Here is a 19328-nt window from a genome sequence, read left to right as displayed (position 1 = left end):
CTCATTCACCGTCCTTTGTCCTTGCGTTGACGATATAGGAGGAGCCGCCGCTCTTGGTGACCTCGGTGAGGTCTACGCCGAGCTCACGGCGCAGGATCTCCATGACCTTGGGGCTGCAGAAGCCCGCCTGACAGCGACCCATACCCGCGCGGGTACGGCGCTTGACGCCGTCGAGGGAGCGTGCGCCGACGGGTCGGCGGATCGCGTCGAGGATCTCGCCCTCGGTGACCGACTCACAGCGGCACACGATCGTGCCGTAGGCAGGCTCGCGCTTAATCAGCTCGTTGCGCTCCTCAATGCTCAGCGTCGCGGGGTTCAGGATATCCTTACGCTCTGCGACGAAATCCGCTTTATCCGTTAATGACAGTTTTTCTCTTATCTGACCGGCGATATAGACGCCGATCGCCGGAGCGGCGGAGAGTCCGGGGCTCTCGACGCCCGCGCAGTTGAAGAAGCCGGGCGCGTCGTCAGGCTCGCCGAGGACGAATTCGTGACCGTCCTCATGCGCGCGCAAACCCGCGAAGGAGGTGATGACCTGACGAACGGGCAGACCCTTCACGCTCAAAGCGGACTTTGCGATCACGCTGTCGATGCCCTCTGCGGTGGTCGCGGTGCTCTCCTTGTCGTCCACATCCACGGCGGTAGGTCCGACGATGGTGTTGCCGTGGACGGTCGGGGTGACCAGAACGCCCTTGCCGAGCTTGGTCGGGAGCTGGAAGATGGTATGACGAACATAACCGCCCGCGGCACGGTCGAGCAGGATATAATCGCCGCGGCGGGGCGTGATATGAAGCTTGCGCTCCGATACCATATTATTGAACACATCCGAATACACGCCCGCGGCATTGACGACAGCCTTGGCGGTATAATCATGATCCCCGGTGACGACATGCCACACGCCGTCATCACAATAGATCTTCTTCACCTCTGTATCGAAGAGGAACTCGGCGCCGTTGACAGCGGCGTTCTCCGCCATCGCGACAGTCAGCTTGAAGGGACAGACGATACCCGCCGTGGGCGCTAAGAGCGCTCCGACGACCTCGTCGCCGATATGCGGCTCGATCGCGAGAACCTCGTCCCTGCTGAGGACCTTAAGACCCTCGACGCCGTTCTTCTCACCGCGTTCGCGGAGCTTGTCGAGCTCGGGCAGGAGCTCCGCCTCCGTACAGACGGTCAGCGAGCCGATCCGCTTGAAGGGCACGTCGAGCTCGCGGCAGACAGCCTCCATCATACGGTTGCCCCGCACGTTGAACTTCGCCTTCAAAGACCCGTTCGGCGCGTCATAGCCCGAATGGACGATCGCGCTGTTCGCCTTGCTCGTGCCCGAACAGACGTCCTCGTTCTTCTCGATCACCAAGATCTTAGCGTTATATTTACTCAATTCTCTTGCAACGGAACAGCCGATAACGCCCGCCCCGATAATAATAACATCATACATTTTGCTCGTTCCTCGCTAAATCAGGAATGAGGAATGAGGAATTAGGAATTCCCTTTTACCTCATTCTTCTTCCTGTTTCCTTTATCTTTGATTGTCTTAGTAATGGATGAAAGCAGCTTTCTCAGCTCTGAACAATCATCCGAGATAGAGCGATACTCTTGCTCATTCAAATAAGAAGTTTCATACAGTAAGTCAAGCCAATACTGCGTTTCGGAACACTCTTTAAATGCAATATAAAACTTAGCCAAAAAGTCTTTTTCACTGATCGCACATACCGCTTCGGCAATATTTGCGCCAATGCCGGTTCCGCATCTCAACAGTTGTTTTGACATGACAAATTCGTGTTTTTGATCATGCAGATATTGATATAGATTTACAATTCGGACTGCAAATCTCTTACTCTTTATAAATACTACGTTACCGTCCACTCATTCCTCATTCCTAACTCCTAATTCCTCATTTCCTTCTCACTCACTTCGCCCATCCTTTCGTCGCTTCAACGGCTTTATTCCAGCCGTTGATCTCTTCTCTTCGGCGATCCTCGTCCATCGAGGGGAGGAACTCGCGCTCCATGCTCCAGTGACGGCGCACATCCTCCTTATCCTCCCAGAAGCCGACCGCCAGGCCCGCCAGATACGACGCGCCCATCGCGGTAGTCTCAACACACGCGGGACGGTGTACGGGGGCGTTCATGATATCCGCCTGAAACTGCATGAGGAAGTTGTTCATCGAAGCGCCGCCGTCGACCTTGAGCGCGGCGGTCTTGATACCCGAATCGAGCTCCATCGCGTGCAGTACGTCGTTAGACTGGAACGCAAGCGACTCAAGGGTCGCACGGATCAGGTGATACTTGTTCACGCCGCGGGTAAGGCCCATGATCGCGCCGCGGGCGTAGGGGTCCCAGTACGGCGCGCCGAGACCCGTGAAGGCAGGTACAACGTAGCATCCGGCGGTATCCTTGACGCGGGTCGCGAAGTACTCGCTGTCGGGCGAGCCGTCGATCAGCTTCAATTCATCCCTGAGCCACTGGATCGCCGCTCCCGCTACGTAAACGGAGCCCTCGAGGGCGTAGTTGACCTTGCCGTCAAGTCCCCACGCGATCGTAGTCAAGAGTCCGTTCTCAGAGAAAACAGGCTTCTCACCGGTGTTCATCAGCATGAAGCAGCCGGTGCCGTAGGTGTTCTTCGCGTCGCCCTCCTCAAAGCAGGTCTGACCGAAGAGCGCCGCCTGCTGGTCGCCCGCAGCGCCGGCGATCGGGATCGCGCCGCCGAAGAACTCGGGATCCGATTCACCGTAGATACAGCTCGAGGGCTTCACCTCGGGCAGCATGGAGGCGGGGATATCCAGCTCAGAGAGGATGTCCTCATCCCAGTCGAGGGTGTTGATATTGAACAGCATGGTACGCGAAGCGTTAGAGTAATCGGTCACGTGGATCCTGCCCTTAGAGAGCTTGTACATCAGCCATGTGTCGATCGTACCGAAGAGCAGGTCGCCGTGCTCGGCGCGCTCGCGGGCGGAGGGCACGTTCTCGAGGATCCAGCGCACCTTCGTCGCCGAGAAGTACGGGTCGATGACCAGTCCGGTCTTTTTGCGGAAGCTCTCGGTCAGCCCCTTCTCCTTGAGCTCGTCCGTATAGTCGGAGGTACGGCGGCACTGCCAGACGATGGCGTTGCAGATCGGCTGACCGGTCACACGATCCCAGACGACGGTGGTCTCGCGCTGGTTGGTGATACCGATCGCGGCGATCTCATCGTAGGTCGCGCCGAGCTTACGCATCGCCTCGCGCGCAACGGAAAGCTGACTCTGCCATATCTCGTTCGCGTCATGCTCGACCCAGCCGGGCTGGGGAAAATATTGGGTGAACTCCTTCTGCGCCATTGAGCGGATATTTCCCTCTCGGTCGAAGAGGATACAGCGGTTCGAGGTGGTGCCGGAATCCAGCGCCATGATGTATTGCTTCATAGTGACCTCCTACAATACAGAATTGATACTCTATTATTATACCAGTTTTTATGCCTCTTTTTCTATCCTCAGAAGATACAAGAATTGGTCGCTAATTATGTACAAATTGACTTGATGTTGCTTTGTCGTCAAGAATCGTGTATAATAATGAGGAGAAAACGCTTTGTTTCCCGAATGTCCCCTACAGTTTACCGACCCGAGGTGTTATTATGAAAATCATCTTGACCGACGCGAAGACCGTCACACAGGGCGACCTGTCATTAGAACCGCTGAAGGAATTCGGCGAGGTGGTCGTACACGAGCTGACCGCCTTTGAGGATATCGCAGAGACCGTCCGCGACGCGGATATGATCATCTGCAACAAGACCCCGCTCAACGCGGAGACCCTGCGCTATGCCGATCATCTGAAATATATCGGGCTGTTCGCGACGGGCTACAACAATATCGACACCGAATACTGCAGCGCGCACGGAATCACCGTATGCAACGCGGGCAGCTACAGCACCGACGCGGTATGTCAGCACACCTTCGCGCTGATCCTCGAGTGCATGAACCGCGCGGGCAGCTACAACCGCTTTGTCCACGACGGCGGCTGGAAGAACAGCAAGACCTTCTCCCCCTTCGTGTTCCCTCTCAATGAGATCAGCGGCAAGACGCTGGGCATCATCGGCTACGGCTCCATCGGCAAGGCGGTGGAGAGAGTCGCCCTCGCCTTCAACATGAAAACGCTCAAGGTGCGCCGTCACGACGAGACCGATCAAAGCTTCGTCGACCTCGACACCCTGCTCAGAGAGAGCGACATCGTCACCGTACACTGTCCCCTCAACGACAGCTCCTACCGCATGATCGACCGTGAGGCGATCGCGAAGATGAAGGACGGCGCGATCTTCATCAACACCGCGCGGGGCGGCGTGATGGATGAAGGAGCGGTGGCAGAAGCGCTCAAAAGCGGCAAGCTGAGCTACGCGGGCATCGACGTGCTCGAGACCGAGCCGATGGCGAAGGACTGCGTGCTCTGCGATATCGATAACTGCATCATCACCCCGCATATCGCGTGGGCGCCGATGGAGACCAGAGTACGCCTGATGGGGATCGTGTGCGATAACATCCGCGGCTTTTTAAACGGCAAGCCGAGGAACGTTGTCTCAAATTAGGAATTAGGAATGAGGAATTAGGAATTTTGGGAAACACTTCGTGTTTTTGATTCCTGTTTGATAGAACGGAGACGTTTTAGTTCCATATATATAAAACGGGTGTGGGCGCAAGCCCACCATTCATTCCTAATTCCTAACTCCTAATTCCTCATTAAAAGGAGTTAAACCATGACCAAAATCCTATTCGTCTGCCACGGCAACATCTGCCGCAGTCCGATGGCGGAATTCGTGATGAAGAAGCTCGTCCGGGATAAGGGACTCGAGAATGATTTCGAGATCAGGTCAGCCGCCACCAGCCGCGAGGAGCTGGGCAACCCGGTCTATCCTCCGGCACGCCGCAAGCTCATGGAGCACGGGATCTCCTGCTCGGGCAAGACGGCGGTGCAGATGACCGCCGCAGACTACGACCGCTACGACTGTATCGTGATCATGGACTCGAACAACCGCCGCAACATCATGCGCATCATCGGGAGCGATCCCGATAATAAGGTGCGCCGCCTGCTGGACTGCACCGACCGTCCGCGCGATGTCGCCGACCCGTGGTACACAGGCGACTTTGAGCAGACATGGCAGGACGTCAGCGAAGGCTGCTCTGCCCTGCTGAAAGAGATCACCGCGCAGAACGAGCGCTGAGAACAGGAGTCATATTCATGAACAAAAAGCTCTATATCATTGATACACTGACCTTTGCGTTCGGTCTCGTGCTGCTGCTTACGGCAAAGGGCTTTGGAAATCTGTCTGCCGACAGCGGATATTATACCCTCAGGTGGGTATTTTTTGCAGTACTGCTGCTGTTCGGCGTTATTATCAACCTGATCTATTATCGACACACGGACGAAACGGAGATCTCAGTCGGCAATTTTATTTTACCGCTTATTCTGGTCGTCGTGTTTATCCTCGTTTATCTTAACCCGATCGTACCCTTCACGGCTTTTCCCAATGCGCCCGCTGCGCCCAACGGGATGATCCCGATCGGCATTTTCTGTATGCTGGGTGCTCATTTTTTCTTCTGTTTAGCCGTCCATCTGGAGAATGTCGGGATTCTCGGTCAGGACGGATTCTTCGCGGGAGTCCGTCTTTTCAGAGAGAGGGGTATATCGCTTCGGAATATGTCGCCGCTGCTGTTGATCCTCGGAGGGATCTTCATGCTGATATTTACCGTAAACCAATAGGAACAGAAAGTTTCGCATACAAAAGGGGCTGTCGCAATCAGCGCGATAGCCCCTTCGTTCATAGTCAAATATCAGCGGATAAAATGCGTGAACACGCGATCCTCCTGCTCGGGCAGTCCGAACTGCTCCTTTCCGAGCGCGATGCTCTTCATCAGGAAGGTCATGTTTCGGGCGAGCACGCGCATGGTCTGCAGACCCTCTCCGTCCTGTTCGGCTTCACCCTTCTCTCTGCCGTGGACGCTGTTCCAGTACTGGCTGGAGGCGACAGGCATATTGTTGATGGTGAAGTACTTGTTCAGCTCGTCAAAGGTCGCCGAAAGGCCGCCCCTGCGTGCGACGGCTACCGAAGCGCCGACCTTCATCCGCTTATCGACGGGCGCAGAGTAAAACAGCCTGTCGAGGAAGGACACCAGCGTGCCGTTGGCGCTCGCGTAATAGACAGGCGACGCGATCACCAGTCCGTCCGCGTCCGCGAACTCCTTCGCCGCGAGATTCACCTCATCGTCAAAGACGCATCTGCCGTTTTTACCGCACGAGTTGCACGCGATACAGCCGCGGATCGCCTTGTTGCCGATCTGCATAGTCACGACCTCGATACCGTTCTCCTCAAATACCTTCTCCATCTCCTTGAGCGCGATCGACGTATTGCCGTTCACGCGCGGGGAGCCGTTGATCATCAAAACCTTCACAGTACCTCTCCTTCATCTCTTTTTGATATATTATAGTATGCGGCGGGCGTTCTGTCAATGAAGCGGTCATTATCTTTCCGCATATTTCATCAATATTCATGCATTTCTATTGTATTTTTTTCAGTAAGATGTTATAATAAAACATAATTTTTCTTTACAGGAGAGAAAAACATGGCAAAAAAATTAACCGAAAAGGCTCCGATCGAGCGCGTACAGGCATCGCCCGAGAGCGGACTGTCGGCACAGGCTGTCGAAGAGCGCGTCAAAAAAGGCTATGTCAACACCTCGACGGACCCCAACAAGAAAACTCCGTTGAAGATCCTCGCGCACAATACCTTTACCTTCTTCAACACCGTGCTGTTCACGATCGCGCTGATCTACATCATCCTGATCATCTACCTCAACTCAGTCGGCAGAAGCGACATCGTGAACACCTACTTCGGCTTTTCCAAGTTCGTCTTTCTGATCCCGGCGATCATGAACGTCGGCATGGGCACCTTCCAGGAGATCCAGAGCCTGAAAACCATCGAGAAGCTGAGCATCGTCACCAGCGCCAAAAGTAAGGTCGTGCGCGACGGCGAGGTACAGGCGATCGAGGCGGACGCTATCGTCCTCGACGACATCGTCGCACTCTCGGCGGGCGATCAGGCGACAGCCGACCTGACCGTGCTGACGGGCGAGGTCGAGGTCGACGAGAGCATGCTCACGGGTGAAGCCGACCACGTCAAGAAGGTCGCGGGCGACACGATCCTCTCGGGCTCCGCGATCATCGTAGGCTCCGCGCGCTGCCGCGCCGAGAAGATCGGCAACGATACCTATGCCGCCGAGCTGACCCGTAAGGTCAAGAGCGGCGCGAGCCATAAATCCGAGCTGATGACCTCCATCATGAAGATCATCAAGGTGCTGACCGTATGCCTGTGCATCGTGGCGGTCGTCTGCACCACCACGCTGGCGATCAAGATCGGCAGCTACGGCTCCGACACCTCCGTATGGGACGGACTGAGCCTGTCGCTGAACGACTCGGTATCATGGTCGCTGATCGTACTGACCGACGGCATGTTCGGTATCGGTATGATCCCCTCGGGTCTGGTACTGACCACCTCCGTCGCGCTGATGGTCTCCATCGCGGGACTGACAAAGAAGCAAACGCTGGTTCAGGAGCTGTATTCGCTCGAGAACCTCTCCCGCGTCGACGTTATCTGTCTGGATAAGACCGGCACGCTGACCGACGGCACGATGTCCGTCCACGACGTCAACGCCTTCGCCCCTACGGACGAGGTCGAGCGTTACATGCGCCTGCTGATGGGCGCCGCGGGCGACCGCAACGCCACCGCCGAGGCGATCTATCAGCATTTCGGCGCGGATGAAAAGGCGTCCTTCAAAGAGGAAATCCCCTTTTCCTCCGCCAACAAGTATTCGGGACTGGTGACGAACGACGGCAAGCGCCTCTTGATGGGCGCCCCCGAATACCTTCTGCCCGAATCCGACGAGCGGCTGAGCTACGTTACCGAGCAGGCGAACAACGGCAACCGCGTCATCGCCGTCACGCTGGACGGCACGCTGATCGCCTTCATCGCCATCGAGGATCATATCCGTGAGACGGCGGGCGACACGCTGAAGTTCTTCCGTGAGAACGGCGTCACCGTCAAGGTCATCTCGGGCGACAACCCGCTGACCGTCAGCAAGATCGCTCAAAAGTGCGGCATCGTAAATGCAGAGAAATACATCTCCCTCGCGGGCGTTTCTCTCGAAGAGATCCCCGCGCTCGCGGAAGAATACACCGTCTTTGCCCGTGTATCTCCCGAGCAGAAGGAAGCGCTCGTCATGGCGCTGCAGGCGGTCGGCCACAAGGTCGCCATGACCGGCGACGGCGTCAACGATATCCTCGCCCTGCGCCGCTCCGACAGCTCCATCACCTTCGCCAAGGCGACCGAGGCGGCGAAGTCCTGCTCCGACGTCATTCTGCTGGATAACGACTTCAGCCATCTCAAGGAGGTCGTCGGCGAGGGCAGACGCGTCATCGGCAACATCCAGAAAACCGCCGTGCTGTACCTGATGAAGTCCATCGCGGTATTCCTCTTAGCCTTCGGTCTGATCCCGCTCGCAAAGGGTCAGATGTGGTTCTCGGTTGAGAACATGTACATGCTCGAGGCGGCAGTCATCGGTACAGGCGGCTTCCTGCTCTCGCTGGAGCCCCGCCGCACACCCGTCAGAGGCTCGTTTATGAAGAACATCCTGACGCAGTCGATCGCCGCGGGCGGTCTGGCGGCGTTCGCGATCCTTCTGCCGATCATCCTCAACGCGGTACCCAAGGCGTTCCACATGGAGCCGATCATCGCCGACGAGAACGTCCGCTCCATGATGACGGTCATGATGTTCGTATCGGGTATCATCGTCGTATTCTCGATGTGTATCCCCTTCAACAAATACCGCAGGCTGGCGCTCGCCGCCGTGCTCGCGGTCGTCACGACGCTTGGTCTGATGCTCCCCTCCGCCTACATCACCGGCAGGCCGATCGGCGGCGATATGGTCACCTTCGATAAGGCGGCGGGTCAGACGTTCTTTGACTCCCAGCTGGCACAGGAGTTCTTCCGCCCGATGAACTCTCCCTCCGTCAAAGCATTGGCAGGCGACCTGGATAACTTCATCGTTCTGCGCATTTTCCTGTACGTCGCGATCCCCACCTTTATTCTGCTGCACTTCGCGCTCGAGAATTACGCCCGCAAGGAGTTCAAAAACGTCAAGCTCAACCGTTCCTTCCGTATCGGCAGACGTCTGGTGCTTGCGTCGGGCGTCGTGCTCGTCCTGAGAGCCGTTCTCGCGGTGGTGGAGCTCGTCACCGACACCGGCTCGATCATTTCGGTTGACGTCAATGCAAGCCGCACCACGGTCATCATCACGACCTTGATCTATGCCGCGATCTACGCCGCGATCGGCATCTTCGGCTATGAGCTGTGGAAGAATCCGACCAAGAAGATGATCCGCTACGGACTGATCGCGGGCATCACGCTGGCGGCAGTTACGATGTCGCCGCTGGCGGCTTCCGCGAATATTGCCAGCGAATCCGGCACCCTGCTCAAGATCGACAGCGGCGCGCTGCTGATCCTCGCCGCGATCTACCTCATCGGTACATGGATCGTACACAAGCAGATCAACCTCGGTCTCGACAAAAAACGCGACAGTTAAATCGAATACCATATTAATACTAATCCTTAATAAAAACCTTTATCATCTATTGCGCTATTCCTTGACAGGCGCCAGCCTGTCTGCGTCTCCCGTCGCGCTATCCGAAATATATCACTAATATCTGATTAAATCTTTTTATCAAGGATTAGTATAAGAAAGCCGGCTCGTGTGAGCCGGCTTTTCTGTACCGTTTATCTTATCTGTATGTCGGCATTCAGCCGCTGTAAGAATCATTCTTCGCTCTGCTTGATCTCGGCGGTATCGTAAACGAGCGGCATGTGGTACTCGCGCTCGTAGATCTCCTTCCAGAGCTGATAGTTGCTGTCGCGCAGGTATTTGACGTTCTCACGATAGGAGCGCTCGGGATCGGGATAGATCGGCTCGCCGATATGGATGGTGTACTCCTGGACATAAAAGCCGTCCTCACCCATGATATCGGAATCCTGCATCGTGATGAAGCACGGCAGCACGGGGACGTTGTTGCGCGCGGCAAAGCTGTAGGCGCCGTTCTTCAGCGGCTTGGGCTTGCGGTAGTTCCACCACATCGACTGCTCGGGGTAGATCAGGATGAAGTGACCCTCCTTCAGCAGACGATCCACGCCCTGCATGAACTTCTTCATCGTGCCGAGGTTGGAGGACAGCGGCAGGGTATTGCAGTTGCGCATCAGATAGCCGAAGAAGCCGGGGAACGAGGTGTAATTCCCCTCGCGGATCACGCGGTAGAAGGTGCGCTTCGGCTGCTGAGCAGCGTCGTAAGCGAGCTGCATCGCAAAGCTGTCAAAGGCGTTGAAGTGGTTGCAGGTGATGATCGCGCCGCTGTTGAGGTTGCGGAAGTTCTCGATCCCCTTGATATCCTTGATGATCAGCTTCTTGTCGGCGATCAGCGAATTGACATACCGGCGCGCCGCGGCGAAGGCGACCTTGCTCTTCATCTTCTTGCGGATGCCGCGGGTGCCGTACTCGATCTCGTCGGGCATGAGGGTGCGGGAGGGCGGATCGTCCTCGACGTCCTCGTCGAAGCGGCCTTCACGCTCATACTGCTTGATCTTCTCGAGGATCGCGACGCGGTCCTTTGCACGGACCTCGCTGTCGAGCTTCTTCTGATAATTATCTTCCTTTTCGGTTTCGAACTTTGCCAGTGCCAACAAGTTATCCATCGCCTCCGCGTCTCTTATTTTTTCTTCCTCGCTGTAGTTCTCCAGTACAGCGCGGATCTCGTCATATTCGGCGGTCTCCTTGGCGTAGCGCCAGAAGATATCGCCGCCGGTGCAGTCAGCATAGTGCCACGGCTTGCTGACCATGATGTAGTGGATGATCTTCGCTTCCTCGATCGGGTAAGGGAACGTGCAGTAAGCCTCGGTGTTCCAGCGCTGATCGAGCCACAGGATATGATCCTTACAGATCAGGTTGAGGTAGTCCTCATCCTGCGTAACGACGAAACGATACTCGGCGAGCGCGTTCGCAAAGCGCTTCAAAATCTGCTTCTCACGGAAGATCTTCGCGTTGATCAGCAGCAGACCCGCGTTGAAGAAGTTATGGCGCGATACACCGACGACCTGCTCGGCGTAGGTGCCGTAATGGTCGGTCTGAACCATCGCCTGCTCGTGACAGGCGCCGACCCAGTTGTCGCCGAGCTCGTGATGGTAAAGCTCGCTGATATCGCCCTGCACGATGGTGTCGCCGTCGATATAAATGACCTTATCATACTGCGGGAACATATCCGAGATGAACAGTCTGAAATAGGTGGTGTTGGAATAATAGTCGCGGATCGGCAGAATGTCGTTGATCGCATGCAGGCGCTCGCTGACGTCGACAAACTTCACATCAAAGCCGTCCTTTGACAGCGCAGTCGCCTTCTTCTGCGTTTCTTCGGAGATACCGGAATGAAGGATATGGATCGCGTAGTGAAAGGAGGGGTCGGCATTCACGATCATCGAATGAAGTGAAACAACGCTGTACTTGACAAAGCCCTCGTCACACGCGTAAAAAATCGGAATTATTTCTTTATTCGCCATGTCTTAACTCTCCATCTAAATTTTTATATGCCTTATTTTCCTGTGCCATCACAGCCTGATACTCCTCGAGAATATCGTCGAACTGATGGTATCGGAAGGTGTTATGTACCTTGTCGACCTGCCACTGCTTGATGTTCTCGGTATGGGGATAGGGCAGGTAGAACAGCCGCTTCGAGAAGTGCCGCACCACAGTATGCTTATGCAGAAACTTCTGGTCGTTGAAGCGCTGGGGCAGGAGTTTCTTCCTCGTGGTCGCGTGGATGATCGCCGTCTGATCGGCAAAGAGAAATTTCTTTCGCCTGATCTCCTTACGCGCCTTCTCAAATAAACCCGTGCGGCGACATTCCTTCATGTTGAATAGGATGACGCCCGCGTTCATGTAGTTGGGATACAAGAGATACTTGCCGTAGTGATCGCGCGCCGCGGCGAGCTCATAGCCCGTCAGGTCGGTGTCATACAGCAGGTGTACGTCGCGGTTGAACATGATATCCGCGTCGAGATACAGCAGCTTGTCGGGGATACCGTCCACCAGATCGGTCAGAAGCCTGATCAGCGTGTAGGGGGAGCAGTAGGCGCCCTCGTTGGGACAGTAGGCGAGCTCCCGGGCGTACAGATCGGTCACATCGGTGACGGTGAGGGTGTTCCCGGGGTTATATTTTTTGATCGTTTTATCCAGCAGAGCGACGCGCTCGGGCGGGATACCCGTGTACCTGGGACTCAGGCGGGTCAGCTCCATCGTGAAGATGTGGAAAGCGAAGGGCTCGTCGGAAGAAGTACGCTTCATCATCGAGAGCATACAGGTCAAAAAACCGTCGAACACCCCGTCGTTTCCGCAGAAAAGTACGTTTACCATATTTCCTCCAGAAAGGGAGTTTATTCGAAATCTATGAAAAGATTATCTTTTAGAACGAAAGCAAAGAAGCCGTTCTGCCCCGCCTCAGATGACTGTCAGTAAAAAATAAACTCTTTAAGAGGCGGAACGGGATGCAACATCATGTTGCGCGGAAAGGGATGCAACATCATGTTGCGCGGAACGGGACGCGGCGTCATGTTGCCTTGATATACTTTATGATCTCAACATCAGAGTTCTCGGCACGCCGGCACATCTGCGCGTAGACCTCGTCGCGGAGCTTTCTGCGCCGCTGCTTGAGGCTCAGCTCCATATCGGGGTAGAAGGGGCCGTCGATATAGGTCGTCATGCGCGGCTTCTTTCTGCCCTTGCGCTCCTGATAGGTGTTGACAAAACAGAACACCGGGGTGCCGTTCTTACACGGATAGCCGAAGGATGCGTCGGGAAAGGGTCTGATCTTCGTGTAATACGGCCAGATATGCGCTTCGGGATAGATGACGACCGCGTGTCCCTTGTCGATACGTCCGCTAACGCAGTCCTGAAAGTTGCGATACGCCTCGCGGGTATCGGGCAGGGGGATCGCGCCGAGCGAAGGGTTGATCCGTCCGAGCACGGGCATCGACACGTTGTTGGGATGGACGATGAAGGAGACCCGCTTCGGAAAGCAAAAGACGTTCGGGGTCAGCGGATCGCCGATATCCTGTGTGTGGTTGCCGTAGAGATAGACGCCGGTCTTTAAAAACGGCTTGAGCTTCTCCTTACCGACGGAGCGCTGGTGCAGGCTGAGCTTGACATAGAGGAACGCCAGCGGCGTCGCGACGATCCGATACCAGAAAAAGCGCGTGAAGGCGCGGATCGGACCATGACGGTCATAGATATAACTGCCGTCGATCGTGCGCGGCTCGATCACCGCGGTGGAGAACTCATCGTTGAGCTCATCGTGATAATAGATCACCCTGCGTTTATCCATGTCCGTCACCTCCCGTGTCGTTTCTTGCCGAAAAATATTATACACAGTTCAGTGTATAATAAAAAGCTACTGGTGTCAATATTTCTTCTACAAATAAAATAGAGTTTTCTACTACTCTCTCGCCACACGGTAGAAGGACTCTACTCATAGTAGAAATCCAGCGTTTATGCGGGATCAGAGGGGTCGGTCGAAATGTGCCGCGCAGTCGGCGGGAGGGCTTGCCTCTCCTTATCCCCTCCCCCCGCTTAACATGCTCGCGAACAGTCCCGGTACGAAGAGGCGGGCAGATTATCTTTTTTTAATCACATTTTTGACGACCGGAATCTCATAATTCAGTTATAAGTTTTTTCAAAAAACCATCGACATATATGCATAATTATGTTATAATTGGCTAAGAGTATGTCGTTTTTCTTTACAATAACACCTTTTCGCTGCGAAGAACTTATTATTTCACTTATTATTTCAATCGTTTAGGGGGTATCTTATCTATGAAATACGACGTTTTTTTGAGCTACAGCCCCGCCGACAAGGCTTTTGCGGACGCGATACGTACCGGCTTTGCCGCCGAAGGCATAACCTGCACCGACGTATCGGCTCTGACGGCAAATCTCAGCTTAAAGGATCTGATCGACGACTGCAAGGCGCTGGTGCTCATCGTATCGAACGGCGCCGCCGAGGATGACAGCGGCATTATCATGCAGGTCGAGACCGCTGTCAAACAGAAAAAGGAGATCATCAGCTATACCGTCGCCAAGCAGAGGATCGGCGAGTCGTTCAGCTTCCTGACGGAAAACAGCATCAACGTTGACGCCGAGAACGACGAATCGCTCGCCCGCCTGATCACGATGGTAAAATCCGTCAAGGAAAAGGAGCGTAAGGAGTGGAAGAAAAAACTGCTTATCACCGGCGTTGTTGCCGGAATCGTTGTTTTGATCGGGCTGTCGGCATTGATACTGGTATCCATTCTCAACCCGAAGCCGACTGACTCCGGCGATACCGGAGGCTGCAGCTGGCGCTATTACGACGGAAGCAAAACGCTCAACATCTACGGTAAAGCCGAGTGCGCCGACTACTCCGAGGGAGAAGCGCCGTGGCAAAAATACGCCGACGCGATCGAGCGCGTTGTTGTCGAAGAGGGCGTCACAAGGCTGGGAACATGCTCGTTCTATCAGATGAACGCGCTGACAAAGGTCAGTCTGCCCGACTCGCTGGAGAGCATTACAACTCAGACCTTCTGTCAATGCCCTCTCCTGGTCGAGCTTACGATCCCCGAATATGTTTTCAGCATAAGCGGCGGCATGATCTCACAATGCCCGATCACCACGCTTACGATCCCCGCCTATGTTAACTTCATAGCCTCTGCGCCCTGCTCCGAATGTAACGATCTTGAAGCCTTCATCGTCGATAAAGACAACGCCTACTTCCGCGCGGACGACGGCGTACTCACGGACGCCGAGAAAACCCGCATCATCCAGTTCCCCTCCGGCAAATCGGGATCCTATTCCTTCCCCGAATCCGTACACACCATCGAGAAGTTTGCGTTCCATAACAGTTCAAAGCTCGAAGGCGTAACCTTCTCCGATAAAATCGAAGAGATCCCGATGGGCTGCTTCTCGTTTTCCGGGCTGAAAAAAGTCGAAATACCGGAATCCGTCACATATATCGGTGTAAACGCCTTTTTATGCTGCGAGCAGCTGGAGTCCGTTACACTGACCGACGGTCTGCGCGGTATCGATACCGCCGGCTTCTACCAGTGTACAAGTCTTAAAGAGATCACCGTGCCTGATTCCGTTACCGAGATCGGCATGTACGCCCTGTCATACGCCGATGTGAACGATGAGATCAGCACCTATCCCCTGACCGTAAAGGGCAGCAAAAACTCCGCTGCCGAGAAATATGCCAACGATAACAGCCTGATCTTTCAGGCAACGAATTGAGGTGAACAGTAATGAACTATGACCGCACCCCATACGCCAACGATGTATTCATCAGCTACAGCAGTAAGCAGAAGAAAGAAGCCTACCTGATCCGCGACATTCTCAACGCAGGCGGACTGAGCACATGGATGGCGCCGGAAAGCATTCCCTCCGGTTCGGATTACACCACCGAGATCCCGCGAGCGATCGAAGGCTGCCGTGTGGTCGTCGTGGTACTGTCCGCCGACGCTCAGGCGTCCGACTGGGTCACTCTGGAGCTGAAATCCGCCATCCGATTAAGGAAGGATATCGTGCCCTTTGCGTTCAAAAACGTAAAACTGGAGGACGCCTTCGACACGATGCTCTCGCGTTATCAGCGAATCAACGCTTATCATCGGCTTTTCGACGCACTTGAGGAATTGGTTCAATCCGTCAACCGGCACATTGAAAAGCAGAGCGGAACGCCGGACGAAGCATATATGAAGGCTCGCCTCAAGCAGTACCGACGCAGCAGCGTAATCCTGTCCGCCGCAGCGGTCATAGCGGCGATCGGTCTGCTGATCGGCATGAGCTTCATCATCAACAACATCGTGAACACCGCCCGGGAGAACGCGGCTGTCACAAAGGGAGTCATCGGCGAATGTCAATGGAACTATGATCCCGAAGCAGGGGAGCTGACGATCTACGGAGACGGCGCCGCCTCAGACGACGCTATCCGTTCCGTTGTCCCCTGGAGCAGATATATCGGAGAGATCCGTACCCTGACCGTGAAGGAAGGCGTTACCGCCATACCGAATAACGCTATGTCCGGCGCAAAGCGCCTCACCGAAGTCACGCTGCCGCGGTCGCTGAAAACGATCGGCGCCATGGCGTTCGATAATTGCGCCGCTCTAAAAAACATCGAGATACCCGATCAGGTGACCTCGATCGGTCTGGGAGCTTTCGAGTACTGCACCTCTCTGCAATCCATCCGTATCCCCGCCTCCGTAACGGAGCTGGGAGACGCCGGCGTGAGCACCGTGTCTTTCACATACAGCGGAATGAAAACGATCGAGGTGGATGAGAAAAACGAGCGATATGCATCTCTTGACGGATGCTTGTACAATAAAAAGAGGACAAAGCTTTTGTTCTATCCGCCCAAGCGGTCATCCCGCCGCTTTGAGATACCGCAGGGCGTCACCGAGATCGGTCCCGAAGCCTTTTCCTCCTGTTTAAACCTTGTATCGGTAAGCATTCCCGATACTGTTACACACATCGACGCTTCGGCGTTCTCAGGCTGCTTTAAGCTCGGAGCGATCACGCTGCCCGACGGTCTCGTCGAGATCGGCGATAAGGCGTTTTACCTGTGCTCCGCGCTGCGGTCCGTCACCATGGGCAACAACGTAAAAGCCATCGGAAGCTCCGCGTTCTCAAACTGCAGTGATCTGACAACGATCAACCTGTCCGGAAAGCTTCGCAAGATCTCCGAAGCTATGTTCCAGTCCTGTCCCTCTCTGTCGTTACTCTACATCCCAGACGGTATCGAGAGCATCGACAAAAACGCCTTTCGATATTGCAGCGGACTAAACGGGATCCGGATCCCTCCGACGGTGACCAAAATCGACTCCGCCGCCTTTGACAGCGGCATAGAGCTGTTTGTCATGGGCGCCGAGGATTCTTATGCACAGCGCTTTGCGAAAGAGAACGGCTTTACGTTCAGCGCCGAATAGCCGAATTAACATTCAGATCGGAGACATCTATGGAATTGGCACAACTGTTAACCACCCTGAAACGAGAATACACTTACGATTTTTCTTTCAAATCCGTCAAAGCGATCGCCGATCCGCGGCGGGACTCTTTGATAGAGATCAAAACCCGTAAGTACTTCGGAACAAGGGCGCTGATGAGGTTCGGAGAATATGAGTACGATATTCCCTCGCTGAGAAAGCGCGGCGTACAGCTCATCCGATCGCGCGACGCGCTCTTTCATACCTCTCTTGCGCTCATACTGTCCGTTCCTACTTTCGACAGCTCAGACAGACAGTATGACAGCCGCCATACGCTGTACCTCATCCACGGGTGGACGGATATCTCCGCCGTGTACTGCAAGGAAGGCTATGAGATCGCCGAGCTGTACGTTCTCAAAAAACTGACCGCGGTTTCACGGGAGTTGTACGGGTTCATGAAAGAAGCCCGATTCCCCGTGTCTTTCGTCACACCGCTGTAATACGGGGAGATCAACTATGATTTGGAATGTTTGCTATACAATCGCCATCGTCGAGATATGCCTGGCGCTGGCGCTGTTCATCCGTCAGTATAACCGAAAAAAAGACACCTTCTCTTCAGCGGTAAAAACGCTGATCATCGGCTACGCGATGAGTCTGTTCACCCTGCTTCTGCCGATACAGCTCGATAACTTCGGCACCGACGCCGTCGGCGTTACAAAGGCGGTGCTGATGTCGTTGAACCGAACGCTGAGAAGCTTTGTTCTGACGGATATCAACTTTATGCCGTCAACCGCCAGCATCGGCAGCGGGCTGTTTCCCGCGTATTCCGTCACGCTGATGGCGCTGTGCTTTGTCTGCCCCTTCCTTACGATCGGATATATCCTGTCCTTCTTCTCAAAATTCCGAACCGGCGTAAGGCTTGTATGGTGCCGTTCACGGAATCTGTGTGTTTTTTCACAGCTGAACGACCATTCGCTGGCGCTCGCGAAGGATCTTTCCCTCAACCATCCCGCGTGGCGGATGATCTTCTGCGGCGTCAACGCCCCGGTCAAGGGACACAACGGAAATCTGACCGATGAAGCGGAGAAGCTCGGCGCGCTGTGTCTGACGAAGGATATCACCACGATGACGTTCCGATATCACAGCAGGAAGCGCTCCGTATGGTTCTTCACCATCAGCAGCGACGAACAGCTGAACACAAACGACGCGCTGGAGCTGCTCGCCGAGTATCGTATGCGCGAGCACACGCGAATCTACCTCTTCTCGACCCTGACGGAGAGCCACATGATCCTGTCGGGCGCAGACCCCGGTAAGGTCAAGCTCAGACGCATCGACATTTCACATTGTCTGATCAACCGCTTCCTGTATAATAACGGCGATCGGCTCTTTTACGGCGCAGCGGACGAGGAAGGCGGCGTAAAGACCATCTCAGCCGTGATCGTCGGTCTGGGGCATTACGGGAAAGAAATGCTTAAATCGCTTGCCTGGTTCTGTCAGATGGACGGCTACCGCCTTGTCATCGACGCTTTTGACAAAAGCAGCGCTCCCGCGCGGGAGCTCGAGGCGGAGTGCGGCGACCTGCTTGATCCGCGGTATAACGGCGTCGAAACCGCCGGAGAAGCCGCATACGAGATCAGACTCCACAGCGGCGTCGAGGTTCGCTCGGGAGAATTCTGCAGCATGCTCCGCTCGCTGCCCCATCCGACCTTTGCCTTCGTCTCGCTGGGAAACGACAGCGATAATATCGAGATCTCCGCGATGCTGAGAACGCTCTTCGAGCGCTCGGGCGTCCGGCCGGATCTATATACCATCATCCGCAGCAGCGACAAGAAACGGATGCTGGAAAATATCGAGAACTTCAAACACCAGAAGTATGATATCCATTCGATCGGAGATATCCCCTCCACCTTCTCCGAGAAAGAGATCATCAGCTCCGAGCTGGAACAGGAAGCTCTGCGTCTGCATAAACAATGGGGCGATGAAGCTGACTTTTGGCGGTATGAATACAACTATCAGTCATCGACCGCGCGGGCGATCCATCTCAAGGCGCGCAGCAATCTGAGCGATCAGGCAGCGAACCGGAGCGGCATTACCGAGCATAAGCGCTGGAACGCATACATGAGGTCTCTGGGATATACCTACAGCGGTTCCGGGGATCCGTCCTCTCGTAACGATCTGGCAAAGCTCCACAACGATCTGATCCCCTACGATCAGCTCAGCGCGTCCGAGAAGCTGAAGGATGAAGATCCGTAATACGTGCGCCGTCATAT

General features: G+C 55.0%; 15 protein-coding genes. 8 read left to right on the top strand and 7 right to left on the bottom strand.

All coding sequences use genetic code 11. From position 1 onward, the window contains the following. Nucleotide 1 precedes the first annotated feature (1 nt). The 3 genes from R2I50_RS07265 to glpK are packed head-to-tail and all read right to left on the bottom strand — an operon-like array spanning nt 2 to nt 3400. Nucleotides 2-1438, bottom strand: a complete 1437-nt coding sequence (locus R2I50_RS07265; protein ID WP_316608496.1) for an NAD(P)/FAD-dependent oxidoreductase — start codon at nt 1436-1438, stop codon at nt 2-4. A gap of 41 nt (nt 1439-1479) precedes the next feature. After that, the gene (locus tag R2I50_RS07260; RefSeq protein ID WP_316608495.1) at nt 1480-1866 is read right to left on the bottom strand and encodes a four helix bundle protein; all 387 of its coding nucleotides are present in this window, start codon (nt 1864-1866) and stop codon (nt 1480-1482) included. Nucleotides 1867-1909: 43 nt separating this feature from the next. Then, nucleotides 1910-3400 (bottom strand): glycerol kinase GlpK, encoded by a 1491-nt coding sequence (glpK, locus tag R2I50_RS07255; RefSeq protein WP_316608494.1) that lies wholly within the window; start codon nt 3398-3400, stop codon nt 1910-1912. Nucleotides 3401-3609: 209 nt separating this feature from the next. On the opposite strand from glpK, the gene R2I50_RS07250 reads away from it, so the two are divergent. The 3 genes from R2I50_RS07250 (at nt 3610) to R2I50_RS07240 (ending at nt 5726) form a co-directional block, all read left to right on the top strand. Continuing rightward, complete coding sequence (locus tag R2I50_RS07250) at nt 3610-4554, top strand: D-2-hydroxyacid dehydrogenase (protein WP_316608493.1); 945 nt, start codon at nt 3610-3612, stop codon at nt 4552-4554. A gap of 168 nt (nt 4555-4722) precedes the next feature. Beyond that, nucleotides 4723-5187 carry a low molecular weight protein-tyrosine-phosphatase gene (locus R2I50_RS07245; protein ID WP_316608492.1) on the top strand — a complete coding sequence of 155 codons (465 nt, stop codon included), beginning with the start codon at nt 4723-4725 and terminating at the stop codon, nt 5185-5187. A 17-nt stretch (nt 5188-5204) separates the two neighbouring features. After that, the gene (locus R2I50_RS07240; RefSeq protein ID WP_316608491.1) at nt 5205-5726 is read left to right on the top strand and encodes a hypothetical protein; all 522 of its coding nucleotides are present in this window, start codon (nt 5205-5207) and stop codon (nt 5724-5726) included. 71 nt (nt 5727-5797) lie between these two features. On the opposite strand, the gene R2I50_RS07235 is transcribed toward R2I50_RS07240, so the two are convergent. Continuing rightward, nucleotides 5798-6415 carry a flavodoxin family protein gene (locus R2I50_RS07235; RefSeq protein WP_316608490.1) on the bottom strand — a complete coding sequence of 206 codons (618 nt, stop codon included), beginning with the start codon at nt 6413-6415 and terminating at the stop codon, nt 5798-5800. Between the two features lie 171 nt (nt 6416-6586). Between R2I50_RS07235 and R2I50_RS07230 the strand changes: the two genes are divergently transcribed. Beyond that, complete coding sequence (locus tag R2I50_RS07230; RefSeq protein WP_316608489.1) at nt 6587-9601, top strand: HAD-IC family P-type ATPase; 3015 nt, start codon at nt 6587-6589, stop codon at nt 9599-9601. A gap of 230 nt (nt 9602-9831) precedes the next feature. On the opposite strand, the gene R2I50_RS07225 is transcribed toward R2I50_RS07230, so the two are convergent. The 3 genes from R2I50_RS07225 to R2I50_RS07215 form a co-directional block, all read right to left on the bottom strand. Beyond that, nucleotides 9832-11616 carry a glycosyltransferase gene (locus R2I50_RS07225; protein WP_316608488.1) on the bottom strand — a complete coding sequence of 595 codons (1785 nt, stop codon included), beginning with the start codon at nt 11614-11616 and terminating at the stop codon, nt 9832-9834. Continuing rightward, on the bottom strand, nt 11606-12469 hold the full coding sequence (locus R2I50_RS07220; protein WP_316608487.1) for a glycosyltransferase: 864 nt from the start codon (nt 12467-12469) through the stop codon (nt 11606-11608). Before R2I50_RS07220 ends, R2I50_RS07225 begins: the two co-directional genes overlap by 11 nt. A gap of 193 nt (nt 12470-12662) precedes the next feature. After that, the gene (locus R2I50_RS07215; RefSeq protein WP_316608486.1) at nt 12663-13436 is read right to left on the bottom strand and encodes a hypothetical protein; all 774 of its coding nucleotides are present in this window, start codon (nt 13434-13436) and stop codon (nt 12663-12665) included. 488 nt (nt 13437-13924) lie between these two features. Between R2I50_RS07215 and R2I50_RS07210 the strand changes: the two genes are divergently transcribed. From R2I50_RS07210 to R2I50_RS07195, 4 genes are read left to right on the top strand one after another with little or no spacing between them, the layout of a single operon-like run. Further along, the gene (locus tag R2I50_RS07210; protein WP_316608485.1) at nt 13925-15373 is read left to right on the top strand and encodes a leucine-rich repeat protein; all 1449 of its coding nucleotides are present in this window, start codon (nt 13925-13927) and stop codon (nt 15371-15373) included. Between the two features lie 11 nt (nt 15374-15384). Then, the gene (locus tag R2I50_RS07205; RefSeq protein ID WP_316608484.1) at nt 15385-17061 is read left to right on the top strand and encodes a leucine-rich repeat protein; all 1677 of its coding nucleotides are present in this window, start codon (nt 15385-15387) and stop codon (nt 17059-17061) included. Between the two features lie 29 nt (nt 17062-17090). Continuing rightward, nucleotides 17091-17558, top strand: coding sequence for a hypothetical protein (locus R2I50_RS07200; protein WP_316608483.1), 468 nt, complete (start codon nt 17091-17093; stop codon nt 17556-17558). Nucleotides 17559-17574: 16 nt separating this feature from the next. Then, nucleotides 17575-19311, top strand: a complete 1737-nt coding sequence (locus R2I50_RS07195) for a hypothetical protein (RefSeq protein ID WP_316608482.1) — start codon at nt 17575-17577, stop codon at nt 19309-19311. The last annotated feature ends 17 nt before the right edge of the window (nt 19312-19328 follow it).

The organism is uncultured Ruminococcus sp. (genome assembly GCA_902785355.1).
GTDB lineage: Bacteria > Bacillota > Clostridia > Oscillospirales > Acutalibacteraceae > Ruminococcoides.
This window is presented reverse-complemented; position numbering and strand designations above follow the sequence as displayed.

What these genes read in the sequence shown, in the direction of transcription:
- R2I50_RS07265 (WP_316608496.1), bottom strand. Translation starts at nt 1,438, where the DNA reads ATGTATGATGTTATTATTATCGGGGCGGGCGTTATCGGCTGTTCCGTT.
- glpK (WP_316608494.1), bottom strand. Translation starts at nt 3,400, where the DNA reads ATGAAGCAATACATCATGGCGCTGGATTCCGGCACCACCTCGAACCGC.
- R2I50_RS07250 (WP_316608493.1), top strand. Translation starts at nt 3,610, where the DNA reads ATGAAAATCATCTTGACCGACGCGAAGACCGTCACACAGGGCGACCTG.
- R2I50_RS07245 (WP_316608492.1), top strand. Translation starts at nt 4,723, where the DNA reads ATGACCAAAATCCTATTCGTCTGCCACGGCAACATCTGCCGCAGTCCG.
- R2I50_RS07240 (WP_316608491.1), top strand. Translation starts at nt 5,205, where the DNA reads ATGAACAAAAAGCTCTATATCATTGATACACTGACCTTTGCGTTCGGT.
- R2I50_RS07230 (WP_316608489.1), top strand. Translation starts at nt 6,587, where the DNA reads ATGGCAAAAAAATTAACCGAAAAGGCTCCGATCGAGCGCGTACAGGCA.
- R2I50_RS07225 (WP_316608488.1), bottom strand. Translation starts at nt 11,616, where the DNA reads ATGGCGAATAAAGAAATAATTCCGATTTTTTACGCGTGTGACGAGGGC.
- R2I50_RS07220 (WP_316608487.1), bottom strand. Translation starts at nt 12,469, where the DNA reads ATGGTAAACGTACTTTTCTGCGGAAACGACGGGGTGTTCGACGGTTTT.
- R2I50_RS07215 (WP_316608486.1), bottom strand. Translation starts at nt 13,436, where the DNA reads ATGGATAAACGCAGGGTGATCTATTATCACGATGAGCTCAACGATGAG.
- R2I50_RS07210 (WP_316608485.1), top strand. Translation starts at nt 13,925, where the DNA reads ATGAAATACGACGTTTTTTTGAGCTACAGCCCCGCCGACAAGGCTTTT.
- R2I50_RS07205 (WP_316608484.1), top strand. Translation starts at nt 15,385, where the DNA reads ATGAACTATGACCGCACCCCATACGCCAACGATGTATTCATCAGCTAC.
- R2I50_RS07200 (WP_316608483.1), top strand. Translation starts at nt 17,091, where the DNA reads ATGGAATTGGCACAACTGTTAACCACCCTGAAACGAGAATACACTTAC.
- R2I50_RS07195 (WP_316608482.1), top strand. Translation starts at nt 17,575, where the DNA reads ATGATTTGGAATGTTTGCTATACAATCGCCATCGTCGAGATATGCCTG.